Below are 17,300 nucleotides of genomic sequence, written 5' to 3'. Positions count from 1 at the left end.
TCCTGTTGCCGACGGATGACGATTGCCGTGTTATGTGCGGTGCGGAGAGACAAGCAAAGCATGAATATCAAACGCACCGCCGGCCTGCTTGCATGGCTCATATTCGCCGTAATCGCCTATTCGACCCTCTCGCCGCTCGATCTGCGCCCGCGCATGGGCACGTTCGTGCATGTCGAGCGCTTCGGTGCATTCGGGTTGATGGGGCTGCTGTTCGCGATCGGTTACTCAAGGCGCATCGTTCTTGTACTTTGCCTCGTCTTCGCAACTGCGGTCGGCTTCGAACTGCTGCAGATGGTGCTGGCGGATCGCCATGCCCGGATCGAGGATCTCGTCGTCAAACTGCTCGGCGGCGCCTGCGGCGTGGCTTCGGGTTCGATACTGATCCGCTATCGGTCACGTCTGATGCAATTGCTGGGGCAAATAAACCAAAACTCAAAGTATCAGGGGTAGAACGGGCTGCGCCGGGACGCTTGGCTAGACGCCCCGGTGATTTTGGAGGCTCGCTTGGCAGTATCCGTCATCATCAAGACGCTGAACGAAGAGAAGCGAATAGCGGCCACGATTGAAAGCGCGCTTGCAGCCCTCGGCGAGACAGGTGGCGAAGTCATCATTGCCGACAGCGGCTCGTCCGACCGGACGGTCGAGATCGCTTCGCAATACCCCGTGGTCATCGCCCAGATCAGTCCGCCGGCGCGACCGAGCTGCGGCATCGGCCCGCAACTCGGCTTTCAGTATTCCAACGGCGACCATATTTGTCTGCTTGACGGCGACATGCTGCTCGATGGTGATTTTCTCGCCGTCGCCGTGGCGTTTCTCGCCGACAACCCCTCGGTTGCGGGTGTTACCGGCCATGTGCAGGAGATGTTGACGTCCAACCTCGAATTTTCGCGGCGCGTCAGACGCAACTCACCGGAAAACCGGATCGGATCGATCGACCGGATGAACGGCGGCGGGCTTTACCGGCGTGATGCGATCGCGGCCGTCGGTTACCTCTCCGATCGCAATCTCCATGGATACGAGGAATTCGATCTCGGCATCCGGTTGCGAAGCGCCGGGTGGGGATTGCATCGCCTTGACCGACGTTTCGTCCAGCACTTCGGCCACACGGTCAATTCCTATCGTCTTCTGGTTCGACGCTGGAAGAGCAAATATCTCTTCGGTATCGGCGAACTTCTGCGCGCATCCGTCGGCCGGCCCTATTTCTTCCAGCTTGTGCGCGAGCTGCCCGAGCTGAAGCTTTGGTGCCTCGTCTACCTCTGGTGGGCGCTTTCGTTCTGCGTGCTGCTGTTCTCGCCCAGCCTGACTGTCGGCTTGGGCATCGTCGCCGCTGTGCTTGCCGGTGTCATCGTGCTGATGAGTTTTCGCAAGGGCAGCTTGAACATGGGGCTCTACACGGTCGTCGCCTGGTTCTTCCATGCCGCTGCATTGCCCGTCGGCTTTTTCAGGCGGCGGCGAAAGCCGGAGGCCCCGATCGAGAGCAAGTTGCTTGGAGCCCCAGCGTGATGCATCAGCGGATCCTCGGGGCGGCGCTGGTGCTTGCGGTGATGTGCCTGCCTGCAGGCGCCTCGGATCAGTGGGCTCCGGTGAAGGAGATCTCGCTCGAATTGCGCCCAGGCAGCCCGCTCGATTTCTCGTCGATCCTGCCGAACGCCCCGATCGATGACGATCATAGGCTGGTTGCCGGTAAGGAGGGGCGCCTTGCCTATGCGAAAGCACCGGATACGCCGGTCAGGATGTTGTGCGCCTCACTCGCCTGGAGCCCCGCGTCCGGCGGCTTCCCCGATCACGAAGGCGCAGATCGCTACGCGCGCCAGCTGGCGATGCATGGCTACAATATCGCACGCCTGCATTTCGTCGACGCAAGTCTGATGTTCGGGCGTAATCGCGATTTCGATTTCGATCCGGAGACGCTCGACCGGATCCAGTATCTGCTTGCGGCTCTGAAGCGCAACGGCATCCATTGGATCATCGATGGTCTGTCGTCGCCGCGTGGCGCCTATGGCGGTTTCGACGATCGCTGGGACACGGGCGGCGATGTGAAACTCATGCTTCACCTGGACGATCGGACCTTCGAGCATTGGAGGCGGTTGCAACAGGCGATCCTCGGGCGCGTGAATCCTTACACCGGTGAAGCTCCTATCCATGATGAAGCTCTGGCGCTGGTTATTCTCGCCAATGAGAATGGCCTGGAGTTCGAAGCGGTGGTTCACGACCGGCCGGGCCGGGCCCCCTATGACGAGAGGTTGGCTCAGCCTTTCAATCTCTGGCTGAAGAGGCGTTATGGCACAACGGCGAACCTGACGAAGGCGTGGGGCGCGCTTGATGCCGGGGAAGAGCTTGAAACAGGCGAGATCAGGTTGCCACTGGATCGCTACAACGACAGCCCGCGTCTGCGCGATCTTCAGGCGTTCTTCGTCGAAACCGAGCGTGCCTCCACCGCGCGCATGAGCAAGGTTCTGCGCGACCTCGGCTACAAGGGCCTGATCAGCAACTACAACAATTGGCCGACAATCCAGACGGCGCTCAGCAGGCGCGACTTGCCCGCGGTGACGATGAACACTTACTACGATTGGGTTGGCGGCTACGCGCCGGGCAGCGAACTTCTGCAAACCAGCTCAATCGCCGATGGCGTCAACTATATCAGGATGATCGCAGCATCGCGCTGGCTCGGAAAACCATTCGTTGTCAGCGAATACGACCACCTGTTCTGGAACCGCTACCGTTACGAGGCTGGCCTTGCCATGCCGGCCTATGCCGCCCTTCAGGGCTGGGACGCCCTTTGTCGCCATGGTCACGGGCCGATCGCGCTCGCCTATGGGGAGCCGTTTCCCCACAAGCGGGCGATGCTGCCTTACGCGATTGCGCTCGATCCGGTCGCCCGCGCGGGCGAAACCTTGGCCGCCTTGCTCTATCGCCGTGGCGATGTTGCGACCTCTGATGTGACGATCCCATTTTCCGTGCGCGGCGAGGAGGATCTGACCGATGATATGCAGGCGCGCGAGCCGGAATCTCTGACCGATCTTGCGCTGGTCGGTCGTATCGGCCTGGGCCGAGCGGAGCGATTGGGCGATGCGATTGCGGTCGCCCAGCCGCGACGGGATGGCAGCGACAATGTGCTGGCGCTGCTGCGGGCGAGCGGCACGGTGATGCCAGACAATGGAACGACGGTCGATGCCGGCATCTATCAAAGCAGCACCGGTGAAATTCTCCTCGATCGGTTCGCCGGCCAGTTGCGCGTTGCGACACCGGCGACGGAAGCGATGGCGTTTGCGTCCCTGCGCGAGCCGGTCGACCTCGGTGTGCTGCGGGTGGAGCGCGCCGACGGCAATGGTCTTGTCGCGCTATCGGGGCTTGATCCGCCCGCAACCTTGTCCGACAGCCGGCGTTTCCTGTTGATCTTTGCAACCGATGCCCAGAACACGGACATGACATTCCGTGACAGCGAAGAGAAGGTCATCGAGAGTTTTGGCCGGTTGCCGGTGGTGATCCGGCGGGGGTATGTCGATCTCTCCCTGTCTCGGACGGCGGCAAGGTGGCGCATTTCTCCCGTAGGCCTTGACGGAACAGTTCACCCATCGGTGGCCGATGGTGTCGGCGCCGTCGCATTTCGCCTGAGCAACGATGCCCCGTCCGGTCCGACAACCTACTTCCTGCTGGAACTTGAATAAGCCTCAGCACGGGAATGGCCGCTTTGCCGATCAACGATTGGCCATGATCTCCCCCTATAGTCGTCTTTTTCAAACCATGGGAGGATGCGATGAGAACTTGGGAAGCCATGCACCCGGGCGCGCGCTGGATAGCGCCTGAAACGGACTTGCGCACCGTGGCAAGGATCATGCGCGATGAGGACATCGGTTGCTTGCCGGTCGGCGAAAATGATCGCCTTATCGGCATGGTGACGGACAGGGACATTACGGTGCGGGCGTGGGCGAACGGACACGATGCCGCATTGCTGACCGCACGCGACGTCATGACGAAGGATATCGTCTACTGCCGCACCAGCGAAACCATCGAGGACGCCGTTCAGTTGATGGAGGCAAAGAAGATCCGGCGCCTACCGGTGATCGATGACGACAAGCGCATGGTCGGAATGTTATCGCTGGGCGATATCTCCCATGCGAGCAGCCGTGAACTGACGACCGGATTGGTTAAGGCCGTTACCGCACATCACGCATGAGATGCGATTGCCCGTATGGGTGCCGCTCCCGCCGTCTAACGGCGAGGGCGGAGTTTTTAACGCGGTGTCACCGCTGACGAAAGCGTCAGAAGCGGTAGGTGATGCCTGTGCCGATCAGCCAGGGATCGAGCTTCACTTTCCCGGTCACCGCGCCGGCGCCCGGCAAGGTCGCGTTGACCACCGGCTCCAGAAACAGCTTCTTCACGTCGAAGTTGATGCCCCAGTGATCGTCGAGCTTGATGTCGACGCCGGCCTGCAGCGCAACGCCGAACGTGTTCTTGAGGTTGAAGCTGGAGAAGTCGCCGCGGGCCTTTTCGTTGTAGAAAATGGTGTAGTTCACGCCGGCGCCGACATAGGGCTTGATCGTGTCGGTGAGATTGACGTGGTACTGGAGCGTCAGCGTCGGCGGTAGCAGCCAGGCCTTGCCGATCGGACCAAGGCCGGCAATCGAGCCACTGCCCCTTGCGGAATGCGGGGTCGTGCCCAGCACCAGTTCCGCCGCAATATTGTCGGTGAAGAAGTAGGTGATATCGAGCTCGGGCACGACCGAGTTGCTGACGCCGACCTTCTCGCCGTCGAGTGACGTGCCATTCAGCTGCAGCGATGCCTTGTCCTCGGGCAGGACGGCGAGCGCCCGGGCGCGGATCATCCACGGGCTCTGCTCGCTCGCTGCCGGCAGTTCAGGCGCGGGCTCGCTCGGTGCAGTCACGTCCGCGGCCCGGGCCGCAGTGACCGAGGCCGCCAGTAAAAGAAATGCGGCGGCAGTTGGCAGGATGGAGCGAGTAGACATGATTCCGGACCCCCAGAAGAGTTTAAAAATTGCCGTTCAGGGCAGGCGGCTGCAGGGAATCTGCAGCCGGCGGCACTATGGGCAACTCCGCTCGACGTGGGGTTGTTCTGGATCAAGGTCGTCCGTCAGTTGATGGGGTGATCGCCGCCGGCAGATTCGCGAGCGACGGAGGCGATAGGCGCGATAAGCTCACGCCGGCATGCGTGGAATGCTGGCAAGCAGCCGCTGGGTATAGGGATGCTGTGGCGCCGCCAGGATATCGCGCGTCTGGCCGCTCTCGACCACCTGGCCGTTTTCGAGGATGACCATCTCCTCGCAAAGCGACGCAACGACGCCGAGGTCGTGTGACACGAATACCAGTGTCAGTGTTGCCGACAGGGTTTTGAACAGTTCGACGATGCGGATGCGGGTCGACAGGTCGAGAGCGCTGACGGCTTCATCAGCAAGAATGATCTCAGGGCGGGCGACGATCGCGCGCGCGATCGCGATGCGCTGGCGCTGGCCGCCTGAAAATTCGTGCGGGTATCGTTGCATGGCGTCGAGGGGCAGGCCCACCGCCTCCAGCGCCTGCGCCACCGCATCCTTCCGCGGCCCTACAATACGCAGCGATTGCAGCGGCTCGGCGATGATGTCGAGCACTTTCTGGCGAGGATCGAGCGACGAGTAGGGATCCTGGAAGACCGGCTGTACCGAACGCCGATAGCGGCGCATGAACGCGCCGTCGGCCGGATCGAGTACTTCGTCGCCGAAGCGGATTGTGCCGCTGCTGGGCCGTTCGAGGCCGAGCAGCAGCCGCAGCAGCGTCGTTTTGCCCGAACCGGACTCGCCGACCAGGCCGACGCTGGCGCCGGCGCGTATGTTGAACGAAACGTCGGTCAAAACCTTGCGGTGACGGGAATAGCCGAAGTTCACATTCTGCAGGTTCAGCATCATTATCCCGTCCGTCCAAGGGCCTCGTCGAACATGCGTGCGGCGTCGACGAGCGTCTGCGTATAGTCGTGCGACGGGTTGGCGAACACGTCGACAACGGCGCCTTCTTCAAGCGCGATGCCGTCGCGCAACACCATCACGCGCTGCACCACTTCGGCAACAACAGGCAGGTCATGGCTGATGAAGAGCAAGGCCATCCCGGTTTCACGCACCAGTCCATCGAGCAGCTTGAGGATTTCGGCCTGCGTGGTGACGTCGAGCGCCGTCGTCGGTTCGTCGGCGATCAGAAGCTTCGGGCGGCAGGCAAGTGCCATGGCGATCGCGACGCGCTGGCGCTGGCCGCCCGACACTTCGTGCGGATAGGCATTGGCAATGCGCTGCGGTTGCGGCAGGGCGACCTTGTCGAGCAGATCGAGCACTTCGCGGTCGACCGCTACCCGCGGCGCCTGGCCCATTTCGCGCGCAAGCCTGCGGCGGACCGGCTCGGCAATCTGCTTGCCGATTTTCATCAGCGGATCGAGCGCTGTCAGCGGCTCCTGGAAAACGACGGCGGTCGCGACCCCGCGCAGGCGGTTCAAGTGCTTGTCTTGTGCACCGACCACCTCTTCGCCATCGAGAACGATCGAGCCGGTCACAGAAATGTTTGCCGGCAACAGGCCGGTAACGGCCATTGCGGTCATCGACTTGCCCGAACCGGATTCGCCGATCAGCCCCATTCGCTCGCCGGAGCCGATGGAGAACGACAGGTTCGAAACCAACGTCTTGCCGCCGGCGCGCACGGTCAGGCCCTGAACGGAAAGCAAGGCGCTCATCGTGTTCTCCCGCGTGTCGGGTCGCCGACATCCCGCAGCCCGTCGGCAAGCAGGTTCATACCGATGACCAGCGCGACAAGGGCAATGCCCGGCGCGATCGCGCCGACGGGAGCGGTATAGACCGTGCCCTGGGCCTCCTGCAGTAGCCTGCCCCAAGAGGCGTTCGGCGGCGGTGCGCCAAGGCCGAGATAGGACAGCGACGCTTCCGCGATCACCGCCAGGCCGAATTGCAGGGCGAAGTTGACCGAGAGCGTCGGCCATATATTGGGCAGCACATGGCGGACGACCACACCTAGCCACGAGGTGCCGGAGGTCCGGGATGCGATAATATAGTCCTGGCGCAGCACGCGCTTGGCAAGGATGCGCGTCAAGCGGGCGACGATCGCCGAGATCGCCAGGCCGAGCGCCAGGATCGCCGACCACAGGCTGGCGCTGTCGCTGGCAGCGACCACCAGCATCGCCAGCAGCAGCGTCGGGAACGCGATCAGGATATCGAGGGTGGCGGCCATGACATCGTCGAGCAGGCGCGTCGCGAAAGCGGCGAGAATGCCGAGCGTCACGCCGATCGAAGCGCCGATCGCAACCGCGCCGGTACCGACGATCAACGCGGTGCGGGCGCCGATCACGATTTGCGTCAGGTAGTCGCGGCCGAGCCGATCCGTTCCCACCCAGTGCAGCAATGACGGCGCTTCGAGCCGGCCGCCGGAGGCATTGAGCGGATCGTAGGGTGTCCAGAACAGGGTGAGGATGGCGACAACGACGTTCAGGCCGACGAGGGCGAGCCCGATGGAAAGCGACAGCGAATGCCTGCGGGCCGGTCTATCCGTCGAAAGGTCCAGCGAGGTCATGTCGCAGCTCCTGTCGCCCGTTCACGCAAGCGGGGATCGATCAGCCGCTGAAACAGATCGGCGGCGAAACCGATCAGCAGCACCAGCAGAGTCGAGATGAACAACACGCCCTGGACATTGGGGTAGTCGCGCTGTTCGATCGCCAGCAGCAGCATCGAGCCAAGGCCGGGCAGGGCGAAAACCCGTTCGACCACGACTGCACCAAGCAGGGTCGTTGCAAGCTCGATCCCCAGGATCGAGACAATCGGCACGGCGCCGTTGCGAATCCCATGCCGGATCAACGCCTGCGAGAAACTGGCGCCGAGCGCGCGGGCGGTTCGCAGGTAGTTACTGCCCAGAACGTCTTGTGTTGCGGATCGGATGTAACGGATCAGCGAGGCGGCCATGACCAGACCGATCGTCAGCACTGGCAGTGCGAGCGCATAGAGAACTTGGCCCTCGTTCTGCCAGCCGCGACGGGGATAACCGCCCGAGGGAAAGAGCCGAAGATTGACCGCAAACACGGTGACGAGCAGGATTCCCACCCAGAAGACCGGGATGGCGATGCCGAGCTGCGACACGGTCGAAATGGCCGCACCGTACCAGCGATGGGCCTTGACCGCCGACAGGATGCCGAGCGGAACGGCGATGGCGACAGCAAGCGCAAAGCCCATCAGCGCCAGTGGTACCGTCACGGTCAGGCGGGCGGCGATTTCCTCGATAACAGGCTTGCCGCTGACGAAGGAGGTGCCGAGATCGAAGCGGGCGAGGCTGCCGACGAAGCGCAGGAACTGCTCCCAGAGCGGCAGGTTGGAGCCGACCTGTTCGCGCGCGGCCTCGATCTGCTGCTGGTCCGCACCGACGGAAAGCAGGGCGTTTGCCGGGTCACCCGGCAGCAGGCGCAGCAGCACAAACAGCACCACCGCGGCGATCAGCAGCGACAGGATCAGGATGGCGAAGCGGCGCAGGATATAGGCGAGAATGGTAGAATTCCTTTCGTCCGACGGGCGTAACACCCGGGGCCGGAGCGCTGGCTTTTGCACAAAATCAACCGGGAGGCTACTGCATAATCCCTTAATTCCTCATCGATTTCAGGGGAAATTATGCAGCACGTTCCGAATGCTAAAGCATCTTCGCGGTGGACATCTCGCCTGCGGCACTGTTTTGCATCTGGTTAAAAATAGACTGACTTGCTGTTGGCTTGCGGATGGAATGGAGTGGCGTCACCCGCAATGCAAAGGAGCCCCCAAATTGCTCGAGGGCTCCCTTCGTGAGCGTACGATAACAGCGGATCGCCTAGAAGAAGGAGGGGATCAGTTCCCGCTCTTCTTGATGTTGTAGGCGAAGAATTGCGAGTTCAGGCCGTTGAGGGGATAGCCGGTGACGGCCGAGCTCGAGACCACGATCTGCGGATAGAGGTAGAGCCAGTTGCTTGCCGCGTCCTCGGCGATGATGCGGTTTGCTTCGGTCAGCTTTGCCGTCTGTTCGTCTGTGTTGGCGGCAGCTTCGGAAGCCTTGATCAGGTCGACAACCTCAGGGTTGTTGTATCCCCAATAGAAGTCGGGATTGCCGTAGAAGACGATGTCGCGGTGGTTGACGTGCTCCTGCAGCGTCGCCTGGAAATCATGCGCCTTGTAGACCTTGGTGTACCATTCGTTGGCGGTGATGACATTGATCTCGACCTTGATGCCGACCTTTGCCAGTTCGCTCTGCAGGAACTGGGCAACGATCGGATGCGGATCGTAGTTGGGCGTATCGAGCTTGAACGAGAAACCATCGGCAAAGCCGGCTTCCTTCAGAAGCGCCTTTGCGCTCTCGACATCATAGGCATCGACGGCGGTGAGGTCGACATACCAGGGGTCCGTCGGAGGCACGAAGGAACCGATCAGCGTGCCGTATTCGCCCCAGATGGACTCCAGCAGCTTCTTGTCGTCGATCGCGCGGGCGATAGCCTTGCGAACCTTGACGTTGTTGAAGGGCTCGACCCTGTCGTTGAATGCCAGCAGTTCCTTGGTGGTCGACTGGCCGGCAGTTACGGTGAAATCCGGATTGTCCTTGAACTGGGCGATCGAATCCGGGCTCTGGACGCTGGTGATGACGTCGACTGCGCCGGTCAGCAGCGCATTGTTGAGCGCAGTGGCATCGGTGAAGTATTGGAAGACGACTTCGCCATTGGTCGGGGCGGTGCCCCAGTATTTGTCGTTGCGGGTGAGGGCCAACGACGAGCCGCGGCGCCATTCATCGAGGCGGTAGGGGCCTGTGCCGTCTTCGCCGGCGTTCAGATCCTTCGCTGCGTCGTTGACGATCCAGACGTAGCTGAGGTTATAGGGCAACGAGATGGAGCGGGCGGACAGCTTGACCACCACCGTCTGGTCGTCGGGGGTCTGGATCTCGCTGATCGTCGCCAGGCTCTTCTTGCGCGAACTCTTGGAATCGGGCGCGACCACGCGCTCGATGCTGTGCTTCACGTCCTGTGCCGTCAGCGGATCGCCGGAGTGGAAGGTCACGTTCGGCCGAAGCTTGAAGGTATAGGTGAGGCCGTCTTCGCTGACCGTCTGTTCGGCGACAAGACCGGGAGCGACGTCGCCCGCGTCAGTCAGCGTGAACAGCGCCTCATAGACGTTGCCGTTGAAGGCTTCGTTGATGCCCTGGCCGGCGCCGGCGGTGTTGTCCAGGTTCTGCGGTTCATAGAGCGAGCCGATGACGACGGAGGCATCCGGATCGAAGTTTGCATCCTGCGCGAGCGCTGCCGTGCTCGTCGACAGAAGCAAGGCCAAAGCTGCGGAGGCGAGGATCGAACGCCTACCTTTCCGGCTCAGCCTCGAAAGTTCGCCCGAGTCGATCGTGTTGCCAGTCATTTCCCTAACTCCTGCATATATGCTCATCGCGCGATGTCGCGCTTGCCGTCCGAATGTACACATCGGGTGGTTGCGATGCATCATACAAATTCCCTACCAATTTAGTGGGAATTTTGGTTCGTTTTGTCGTGCTAAGTTGAAATTTGCACCCGCGGCAGGCGCCGGCAAGAAAAGGGCGTTCCTGAATTAGAGGATGCATCGGCGGGATCAGCGCTGCGCATATCGCCGCGACCAGCGCCCCGGAATCATCAGAACCAGGAGGCACAACAGGCCAGCCAGAATCGCCGGTGCCCAGAGGGAGAACTGCCCGAAACGATGTTCGAGAATGGCGCCGATGACGGCGCCGCCGAGCATCCCGATCCAGGGGACGATCTGGATCGTCCATTGCATGTTGCCTGTACCGATGATCCAGCGGCCCAAGCCACGGCCGAAGCGGGACAGGGCGCCCGTTACATAGGTAAGACCGATCGGCAGTCCCTCGATATGCTCGACGGAGGCGTTCACCACCCCCATTGCAAGGACGATGAAATAGAAGCGCAATTCGTTCGGCAGGTGGTCGCCACCGGCAGCGGCGAGGGTGAGGATCAGGGTGACGCAGCACAGGACGCCGCCGGCGCGAAATCTACTCGCGACGATCGTTCCCATGGCATTGCCGATGACGAAGACTGCGAGCGAGCCGAGAAGGATCAGCGATCGCAGGATGTTGCCGTCTGCAATGGCGGTTGCGGCGCGCGTCGTGTTGCCGCTCATGAAGGAGACGAAGTCGCCCACCGTCAGCAGGCCGATCGCGTCGGTCATCCCGGCGAGGAACGAGATGAGCGCGACCACGAGAAGCGCGGTCCCGGTTCGCTGGCGCTTGATGATCCGACGCCGTCGCTGAAAAGTCATGATGCTGCCCCGCCGTTTTCCTCAGGCTTAATCCGCCGACCGCGAGAAGGGAAGTCACCCGGTATAGGTGCGCTTTGACGAGGCGGGGCAGGGATGATCGTCGCGTCATGCGTCGCTGTCTGTCCACAGATGGAGCGCCTCAAAAAAGCATAAAATTTTCGACAGCCGGCAAAAGGATTCGACAGTGAACGAATTCTGATATATCGCCTGATTAATCGTTTAATCATCGATAGCGGACAACACGGCCTTGGCGCGTTCGGGACCAAAACTGACGAGGATTGCCAGAACACTGGGCGTCTCCGCGGCGACGGTTTCCAACGCGCTCTCCGGTAAGGGGCGTGTCTCTGCCGAGCTGGCCGAGAAGATCCGCGCGACGGCAGCTGAACTCGGCTATGTCCCGAGCCTTGCGGGCAGGGCGCTGCGCACCGGTCGCACTGCAGTCATAGGGCTCGTTCTTCCCGATATTGCCAATCCGCTCTTCCCGCAGATCGCACAGGCCATCGAGCTTGCGGCGTCTTCGGCCGGTTACGGCGTTCTGATTGCCGACTCCCGCGGTGACGTCACCACCCAGACCAAAGCCATCGAGCGATTGATCGATCGTGATGTCGACGGCATGGTGATCGTGCCTCGGCGGGGAACGCGCATCGCCGATGTCGGCTGTCCCGTCGCCGTTATCGATACGCCGTCGACACCGGGCAACACGGTTGCCGCCGACCATTGGGGCGGTGGCCGGCAGATCGCCGAACACCTGAAGGCGCTTGGCCACCGGCGCGTTCTGATCATCGGCAACAATCCGGCCTCCAACGTGCAGAACGATCGCATCGGCGGCATTCGCTCGGTGCTTGCCGACGGTGCATTCGTCGAGACCCTTTGGATCGAACCGCTTGAGCGCGAGCAGGGAAAAGGCTGTCCGCTCGGCCTCGCCGAGAAGGTCGCGGAAGGCTTTACCGCCTTTGCCTGCGTCTCCGATCTTCACGCGCTTCGCGCGCTGACCGAGTTGCAGCGCGCCGGCATCAATGTGCCGGAAAAGGCGAGCGTCACTGGCTTCGACGATCTCATCTGGTCGCCGGTGGTGACGCCGGCACTGACCACGGCGCGCATGGACATGACCCGGATCGCCGCGATCGCCGTCGAAGCGCTGGTGAAGGCGATCGGCGAGCGCGATCCGGCTGACGCTGCCATCGGCGCGCCAGTGACCGCCGACGACGCCGAAGTGCCGATGCAGCTGGTCGTGCGGCAATCGAGCGCCGCACCGCCCAGGATACAATTCCAACCTGCCCAGACGACTGCCAACGCCAGAACCTCAGCCCCAGAAGGAGAACACCAGCCATGAAGAAGATCCTGCTCGCTTCCAGCGCGCTTTTGCTCGTCGGCGCCAATGCCGCTTCCGCCCAGGAAAAGACGCTGACCATTTCCGTCTACGGTTTTGCCCAGGACGCTTTCAAGGAGCTGGTCTACACGCCCTTCGAAGCCAAGTGCGGCTGCAAGCTGGTGGTGGAGACCGGCAACAGCGTCGAGCGCCTGGCGAAGATGGAAGCCAACAAGGCGAGCCCGGTTGTCGACATGGCGGTCGTCTCCATGGCTGACGCTCTCTCGGCCTCGCGCGCCGGCCTGATCGAGAAGATCGACAACACGAAGCTGTCGAACTTCAACAAGCTCTACGATATCGCCAAGGATCCGAACGGCGACGGCATGAGCGTCGGCTACACCTTCTACGCAACGTCGATCGTCTATCGCTCCGACAAGATGGAAGTGAACTCCTGGGCCGACCTGCTTGACGAGAAGAACGCCAGCCACGTTGCCTTCCCGAACGTCACCACCAACCAGGGCCCGCCGGCGCTCTACATGGTCGGTGAGGCGATCGGCAAGAATACGCCAGATCTGAAGGAAGCCATTGCCGCCGTCGGCGCGAAGAAGGACGACATCGTCACCTTCTACGTCAAGTCTTCGCAGCTTGTGCAACTGATGCAGCAGGAAGAAATCTGGGCCGCTCCGATCGGCCGCTTCTCCTGGGAGGGCTTCACCAAGCTCGGCCTGCCGATCAAGTGGGCGACGCCGAAGGAAGGCCAGACCGGGGGCATGAACGTCATGGTTCTGACCAAGGGCGCGAAGAACCAGGACCTGGCGCTGGAATTCATGGACTTCTGGCTCTCGACCGAAATCCAGACGGCCCTTGCCGAAAAGCTGGTCGACAGCCCAGCCAACAAGGACGTGAAGGTCGCGCCGGAGATCGCTGAAAACCTCACCTATGGCGAGGAAACCGTGAAGAGCCTCAAGCTCATCCCGTCGGCAGTCGCTCTCGACAACCGTGAAGCCTGGCTCTCCGAGTGGAACGCTCAGGTCGGTCAGTAGCACCACCGACAAAAGCCCCCATCCCTAAGGGTGGGGGCAGTTTTGCGGGCTGTCCGGCGCACCTGGCCGACCCCGCAATGAATGAACGCGACGAAAGGAAGACCAGGGATGTTTCACAACCGCGCCGAGGCATTGGCGCTCGCTTTGCCGGCGGCTGTCTTTGCAGCGATCGTCTTTCTGGCGCCCGTCGTCATTCTGCTTGCCGAAGGCTTTCGCAATGCCGACAGCTGGTCGCTCACCGCCTATGTCGATTTCTTCACCGACCCGCTGAACCGCACCGTCTTCCTGCGCACGTTCAGGCTCGGGCTGATGGTTACGGCCGTCTCTGCCGTGATCGGCTATGCCGCAGCCTTCGCGATCGTCAATCTTTCGCCACGCAACAAGGGGCAGATGATCGGCCTCGTCGTGCTGCCGCTGATGATTTCGTCTGTCGCGCGAACCTATGCCTGGATCGTCATCCTCGGGCGCACCGGCATCGTCAACCAGGCGCTGCAGCTCATCGGCCTTTCGGACGAACCAATCCGCTTTCTCTTCACCGAGACAGCCGTGTTCATCGGCCTGCTGCAGCTGTTTCTGCCGCTGATGATCCTGTCGCTGATCAGCGCGCTCGAAAACATGCCGAAGGACGCCATTCCAGCGGCGCGGGTGCTGGGCGCCAACTGGTTCCAGGTGTTCTGGAAGGTCATCCTTCCGCTGACCAAGGAAGGTCTCGTCATTGGCGGAACGCTGGTCTTCACCGGTTCGCTGACCGCCTATATCACGCCTGCGATCCTCGGCGGCTCCAAGGTGCTGATGCTCGAGACGCTGCTTTATCAGCGCGTTACCGTCGCCAATGATTTCGTCGCGGCGAGCGTCATTGCCTTCATCCTGATCGTCATGAGCTTTGCCGCCAATCTACTCCTGAAACGGCTCGCCACCGCGAGGAACAAGCGATGACCCCCCGCGTCTTTTCTCCCCTCGTCCTGTTTCTGGTGATCGCTTTCCTGATCGGGCCGTTCTTCATCATCGTTGCGGCGTCGCTGTCGGGCGGCGAGACCCTGGCCTTCCCGCCACAGGGGTTCTCGCTGAAATGGGTCGCCAAAGTCTTCACCGTCGAAAGCTTCCGTGAAAGCTTCGCCGTGTCGATGTTCCTTGCCATCGGCGGTACGGCGATGGCGCTGGTGCTCGGCATTCCCGCGTCCTACGCCCTTTCGCGCTACAAGCTGCCCTTCGGCGAGACCGTCCGCACGATCGTGTCCCTGCCGATCATCGTGCCGGGCATCATCGTCGGCCTTGCGCTGCTGCGCTATATCGTCGTGCCGTTCGGCTTCAACATCACGCTTGCGCTGTTCCTTGCGCACACGGCGCTGGTGCTGCCCTATGCCGTGCGCGTCGTGTCGGCGAGCCTCAACAATCTGCGCTCCGATATCGAGGAGGCGGCGGTCCTACTCGGCTCTTCGCGCGCCGGCGCCTTCTTCCGTGTGGTGATGCCGAACATTCGCAGCGGCATCCTCGCCGCCTTCATCCTCGGCTTCGTGACGAGCTTCAACCAGGTGCCGGTCTCGCTGTTTCTCTCCGGCCCTGGCGTCCGCACGCTGCCGATCGACATGCTCTCCTACATGGAGATCACCTATGACCCGTCGGTTGCGGCCCTTTCGGCGCTGCTCGCCTTCATGTCCATCGGCATTGTCTTCCTTGCCGAACGCTTCCTAGGATTTTCCCGCTATGTCTGACGCTCCCTTCCTCAGCCTCGAAAAACTCACGCTCGCCTATGGCGATACCGTTGCGGTGAAGGATCTCGACCTGTCGATCCGCAAGGGCGAACTGGTGGCGTTCCTTGGTCCGTCCGGTTGCGGCAAGACGACGACGATGCGCTCGATCGCCGGACTGCTGACGCCGGCATCGGGCCGTATCAGCCTCGACGGTGCCGACATCACGCGGGTCTCCGCCAACAAGCGGTCGGTCGGGCTCGTATTCCAGTCCTATGCGCTTTTTCCGCATCTGTCGGTTTTCGAGAACGTCGCTTTCGGTCTGCGCCTGAAGAAGCTGCCGGCAAGCGAGATCGAGACGCGCGTGACCGCCGGCCTGAAATCCGTTGGCCTGTCGAAGTTCGCGGCGCGTAAGCCGGCCGAGCTTTCCGGCGGTCAGCAGCAGCGCGTGGCGCTTGCCCGCTCGATGGTGATGGAGCCGAAGGTTTTGCTGCTCGATGAGCCGCTGTCGAACCTCGATGCCCGGCTTCGCCTTGAGATGCGCACCGAGTTGCAGCGCGTCCAGAAGGAAACCGGCGTGACGATGATCTTCGTCACCCATGACCAGGGCGAAGCACTGTCGCTCGCCGATCGGATCGTGGTGATGCTGAACGGCGCCATCGAGCAGATCGGCACGCCCGAGGACATCTACAATCGTCCTGTTTCCCGCTTCGTTGCCGACTTCGTCGGCTTCGAGAACATTTTCGCGGTCGAAGGCGGCAAGCTCAAAGCCGCAAACGGTCCGATTGCTCTTTCGGAATCCCTGCCGCCTGACACGGCAGGGTTTGCGTGGCGTCCGCGCATGGTGACCCTTGGTTCAGGTCCTTTCCAAGGCACTGTGCGCGGAGCCTCTTTCTCTGGCAGCACACGCGAATACCTGCTTGATACGCCGCTCGGTGCGATTAAGGCCGAGGAGGATGCGGGCCTTGCCGCGCATCAGCCGGGCACGGAGCTTACCTTCGATCTGCCGGTCGCCAAGGCGGCACGGCTCGAGCGGTTCGGGTAACCAGCAATGGGAATCTGGATAGATACCGATATGGGCTTCGACGACATCGCTGCGGTGCTCGTCGTTCTCCATGCCAATGAGACGATTGACGGCGTCTCGCTCGTCTTCGGCAACACGCCGCTCGAACAGGTCAAGCGCAATGCCGCCAGCGCGGCAATGGCATTCGGCTGGACGTTCCCCATCCATGAGGGACGTGCATTGCCCGTGCTCGGCAAGCTGGAGACGGCTGAGCGGATCCTCGGGGAAACCGGCATGCCGACCGCCGGCCTGACGCTGCCGGCGGCGCCAGCGCTGCCGGTCAGCGATGCCTTTGCCGCACTCTGCCGCTGGCTGGAGGAGACCGAAGAGCCGAGGCGTATCCTGGCGCTCGGCCCGCTGACCAACCTAGCGGCACTCTGCCTTGCCCGTCCGGACCTGGCGGCGAAGATCACCGATCTGACCTGGATGGGCGGTGGCGTCACCAGTGGCAACCATACCGCTTCCGCTGAATTCAACGCTTTCGCAGACCCGGAAGCTCTGGCGATCGTGCTGGCGCACGAACTGCCGTTGCGCATGGTCGACCTCGACCTCTGCCGCAAGGTCTTCGCCTATCCCGATGATATTGCACCCATTCGTGCTGCAGGCGGTGTCAATGCCGCGCTGATTGCCGATCTGCTGTCCGGTTACGTCTCCATCGGCACAAGCCGCGGGCGTCCGGGCATGGCGATCTATGATCCGACCGCCGCGGTCGCATTCGTCAATCCCGGCGCGGTCTCCTTCCGCAACGCGCGCATCGACGCGGAGCTTGCAGGCACGCTGACCCGCGGACGCACGGTGGTCGAGATTCGTGAAAGCCATGCAGCCTTTAACGCCGAATACGCCACCGACGTGCATACTGAGGCGGCGCGAGCCCAGATCCTCGGCGCGTTGATGAAGGAAGCCGCCAAGTGACGC

At 62.1% G+C, this 17,300-nt stretch carries 17 protein-coding genes; 10 read left to right on the top strand and 7 right to left on the bottom strand.

Features of this window, described 5'->3' with window-relative positions:
- Nucleotides 1–15: 15 nt before the first annotated feature.
- From AC244_RS12245 to AC244_RS12230, 4 genes are all read left to right on the top strand, one after another.
- Nucleotides 16–450 (top strand): VanZ family protein, encoded by a 435-nt coding sequence (locus tag AC244_RS12245; protein WP_234716920.1) that lies wholly within the window; start codon nucleotides 16–18, stop codon nucleotides 448–450.
- Nucleotides 451–504: 54 nt separating this feature from the next.
- Nucleotides 505–1,503: a glycosyltransferase gene (locus tag AC244_RS12240; protein ID WP_053249092.1), complete on the top strand. Its 999-nt coding sequence runs from the start codon at nucleotides 505–507 to the stop codon at nucleotides 1,501–1,503.
- Nucleotides 1,503–3,668, top strand: a complete 2,166-nt coding sequence (locus AC244_RS12235) for a glycoside hydrolase (protein ID WP_053249091.1) — start codon at nucleotides 1,503–1,505, stop codon at nucleotides 3,666–3,668. The genes AC244_RS12240 and AC244_RS12235 overlap by 1 nt, the downstream gene beginning before the upstream one ends.
- Before the next feature lie 89 nt (nucleotides 3,669–3,757).
- Nucleotides 3,758–4,177, top strand: coding sequence for a CBS domain-containing protein (locus tag AC244_RS12230; RefSeq protein ID WP_053249090.1), 420 nt, complete (start codon nucleotides 3,758–3,760; stop codon nucleotides 4,175–4,177).
- An 85-nt stretch (nucleotides 4,178–4,262) separates the two neighbouring features.
- Here AC244_RS12230 and AC244_RS12225 read toward each other — a convergent pair whose 3' ends face one another.
- The 7 genes from AC244_RS12225 to AC244_RS12195 all read right to left on the bottom strand — a co-directional run bounded on the left by AC244_RS12225 (nucleotide 4,263) and on the right by AC244_RS12195 (nucleotide 11,282).
- Nucleotides 4,263–4,967, bottom strand: a complete 705-nt coding sequence (locus AC244_RS12225) for an OmpW/AlkL family protein (protein WP_053249089.1) — start codon at nucleotides 4,965–4,967, stop codon at nucleotides 4,263–4,265.
- A gap of 189 nt (nucleotides 4,968–5,156) precedes the next feature.
- Entirely contained in the window at nucleotides 5,157–5,897 is a 741-nt protein-coding gene (locus AC244_RS12220) for an ABC transporter ATP-binding protein (RefSeq protein ID WP_414735919.1), read from the bottom strand.
- Between the two features lie 2 nt (nucleotides 5,898–5,899).
- On the bottom strand, nucleotides 5,900–6,709 hold the full coding sequence (locus tag AC244_RS12215) for an ATP-binding cassette domain-containing protein (RefSeq protein ID WP_053249087.1): 810 nt from the start codon (nucleotides 6,707–6,709) through the stop codon (nucleotides 5,900–5,902).
- Nucleotides 6,706–7,557 carry an ABC transporter permease gene (locus AC244_RS12210; RefSeq protein WP_053249086.1) on the bottom strand — a complete coding sequence of 284 codons (852 nt, stop codon included), beginning with the start codon at nucleotides 7,555–7,557 and terminating at the stop codon, nucleotides 6,706–6,708. The genes AC244_RS12215 and AC244_RS12210 overlap by 4 nt, the downstream gene beginning before the upstream one ends.
- Nucleotides 7,554–8,507, bottom strand: a complete 954-nt coding sequence (locus AC244_RS12205; protein ID WP_053249147.1) for an ABC transporter permease — start codon at nucleotides 8,505–8,507, stop codon at nucleotides 7,554–7,556. Before AC244_RS12205 ends, AC244_RS12210 begins: the two co-directional genes overlap by 4 nt.
- 342 nt (nucleotides 8,508–8,849) lie before the next feature.
- Nucleotides 8,850–10,394, bottom strand: a complete 1,545-nt coding sequence (locus AC244_RS12200; protein ID WP_053249085.1) for an ABC transporter substrate-binding protein — start codon at nucleotides 10,392–10,394, stop codon at nucleotides 8,850–8,852.
- 207 nt (nucleotides 10,395–10,601) lie between these two features.
- Nucleotides 10,602–11,282: a YoaK family protein gene (locus tag AC244_RS12195; protein ID WP_053249084.1), complete on the bottom strand. Its 681-nt coding sequence runs from the start codon at nucleotides 11,280–11,282 to the stop codon at nucleotides 10,602–10,604.
- A 247-nt stretch (nucleotides 11,283–11,529) separates the two neighbouring features.
- Between AC244_RS12195 and AC244_RS12190 the strand changes: the two genes are divergently transcribed.
- The 6 genes from AC244_RS12190 to AC244_RS12165 all read left to right on the top strand — a co-directional run bounded on the left by AC244_RS12190 (nucleotide 11,530) and on the right by AC244_RS12165 (nucleotide 17,297).
- Nucleotides 11,530–12,615 carry a LacI family DNA-binding transcriptional regulator gene (locus AC244_RS12190; RefSeq protein ID WP_053249083.1) on the top strand — a complete coding sequence of 362 codons (1,086 nt, stop codon included), beginning with the start codon at nucleotides 11,530–11,532 and terminating at the stop codon, nucleotides 12,613–12,615.
- Nucleotides 12,612–13,634 carry an ABC transporter substrate-binding protein gene (locus AC244_RS12185; protein ID WP_053249082.1) on the top strand — a complete coding sequence of 341 codons (1,023 nt, stop codon included), beginning with the start codon at nucleotides 12,612–12,614 and terminating at the stop codon, nucleotides 13,632–13,634. The genes AC244_RS12190 and AC244_RS12185 overlap by 4 nt, the downstream gene beginning before the upstream one ends.
- Before the next feature lie 108 nt (nucleotides 13,635–13,742).
- Nucleotides 13,743–14,570 (top strand): ABC transporter permease, encoded by an 828-nt coding sequence (locus tag AC244_RS12180; protein ID WP_053249081.1) that lies wholly within the window; start codon nucleotides 13,743–13,745, stop codon nucleotides 14,568–14,570.
- Nucleotides 14,567–15,346 carry an ABC transporter permease gene (locus tag AC244_RS12175; protein ID WP_053249080.1) on the top strand — a complete coding sequence of 260 codons (780 nt, stop codon included), beginning with the start codon at nucleotides 14,567–14,569 and terminating at the stop codon, nucleotides 15,344–15,346. Before AC244_RS12180 ends, AC244_RS12175 begins: the two co-directional genes overlap by 4 nt.
- A complete protein-coding gene (locus AC244_RS12170; RefSeq protein WP_053249079.1) occupies nucleotides 15,339–16,367 on the top strand; it encodes an ABC transporter ATP-binding protein in 1,029 nt (342 codons plus the stop codon). Before AC244_RS12175 ends, AC244_RS12170 begins: the two co-directional genes overlap by 8 nt.
- A 6-nt stretch (nucleotides 16,368–16,373) precedes the next feature.
- The gene (locus AC244_RS12165; protein WP_053249078.1) at nucleotides 16,374–17,297 is read left to right on the top strand and encodes a nucleoside hydrolase; all 924 of its coding nucleotides are present in this window, start codon (nucleotides 16,374–16,376) and stop codon (nucleotides 17,295–17,297) included.
- Nucleotides 17,298–17,300 lie beyond the last annotated feature (3 nt).

It is taken from the genome of Ensifer adhaerens, assembly GCF_001270265.1.
GTDB classification, from domain to species: Bacteria; Pseudomonadota; Alphaproteobacteria; order Rhizobiales; family Rhizobiaceae; genus Ensifer; species Ensifer adhaerens_B.
Note: the sequence above shows the minus strand (reverse complement) of the source record. Positions and strands in the feature narration are given on the sequence as shown.

Excerpts from the sequence above, each read along its gene's own strand:
- AC244_RS12180 (WP_053249081.1), top strand. The coding sequence starts at position 13,743 with ATGTTTCACAACCGCGCCGAGGCATTGGCGCTCGCTTTGCCGGCGGCT.
- AC244_RS12195 (WP_053249084.1), bottom strand. The coding sequence starts at position 11,282 with ATGACTTTTCAGCGACGGCGTCGGATCATCAAGCGCCAGCGAACCGGG.
- AC244_RS12170 (WP_053249079.1), top strand. The coding sequence starts at position 15,339 with ATGTCTGACGCTCCCTTCCTCAGCCTCGAAAAACTCACGCTCGCCTAT.
- AC244_RS12200 (WP_053249085.1), bottom strand. The coding sequence starts at position 10,394 with ATGACTGGCAACACGATCGACTCGGGCGAACTTTCGAGGCTGAGCCGG.
- AC244_RS12230 (WP_053249090.1), top strand. The coding sequence starts at position 3,758 with ATGAGAACTTGGGAAGCCATGCACCCGGGCGCGCGCTGGATAGCGCCT.
- AC244_RS12210 (WP_053249086.1), bottom strand. The coding sequence starts at position 7,557 with ATGACCTCGCTGGACCTTTCGACGGATAGACCGGCCCGCAGGCATTCG.
- AC244_RS12165 (WP_053249078.1), top strand. The coding sequence starts at position 16,374 with ATGGGAATCTGGATAGATACCGATATGGGCTTCGACGACATCGCTGCG.
- AC244_RS12225 (WP_053249089.1), bottom strand. The coding sequence starts at position 4,967 with ATGTCTACTCGCTCCATCCTGCCAACTGCCGCCGCATTTCTTTTACTG.
- AC244_RS12185 (WP_053249082.1), top strand. The coding sequence starts at position 12,612 with ATGAAGAAGATCCTGCTCGCTTCCAGCGCGCTTTTGCTCGTCGGCGCC.
- AC244_RS12235 (WP_053249091.1), top strand. The coding sequence starts at position 1,503 with ATGCATCAGCGGATCCTCGGGGCGGCGCTGGTGCTTGCGGTGATGTGC.
- AC244_RS12215 (WP_053249087.1), bottom strand. The coding sequence starts at position 6,709 with ATGAGCGCCTTGCTTTCCGTTCAGGGCCTGACCGTGCGCGCCGGCGGC.
- AC244_RS12220 (WP_414735919.1), bottom strand. The coding sequence starts at position 5,897 with ATGCTGAACCTGCAGAATGTGAACTTCGGCTATTCCCGTCACCGCAAG.
- AC244_RS12245 (WP_234716920.1), top strand. The coding sequence starts at position 16 with ATGACGATTGCCGTGTTATGTGCGGTGCGGAGAGACAAGCAAAGCATG.
- AC244_RS12175 (WP_053249080.1), top strand. The coding sequence starts at position 14,567 with ATGACCCCCCGCGTCTTTTCTCCCCTCGTCCTGTTTCTGGTGATCGCT.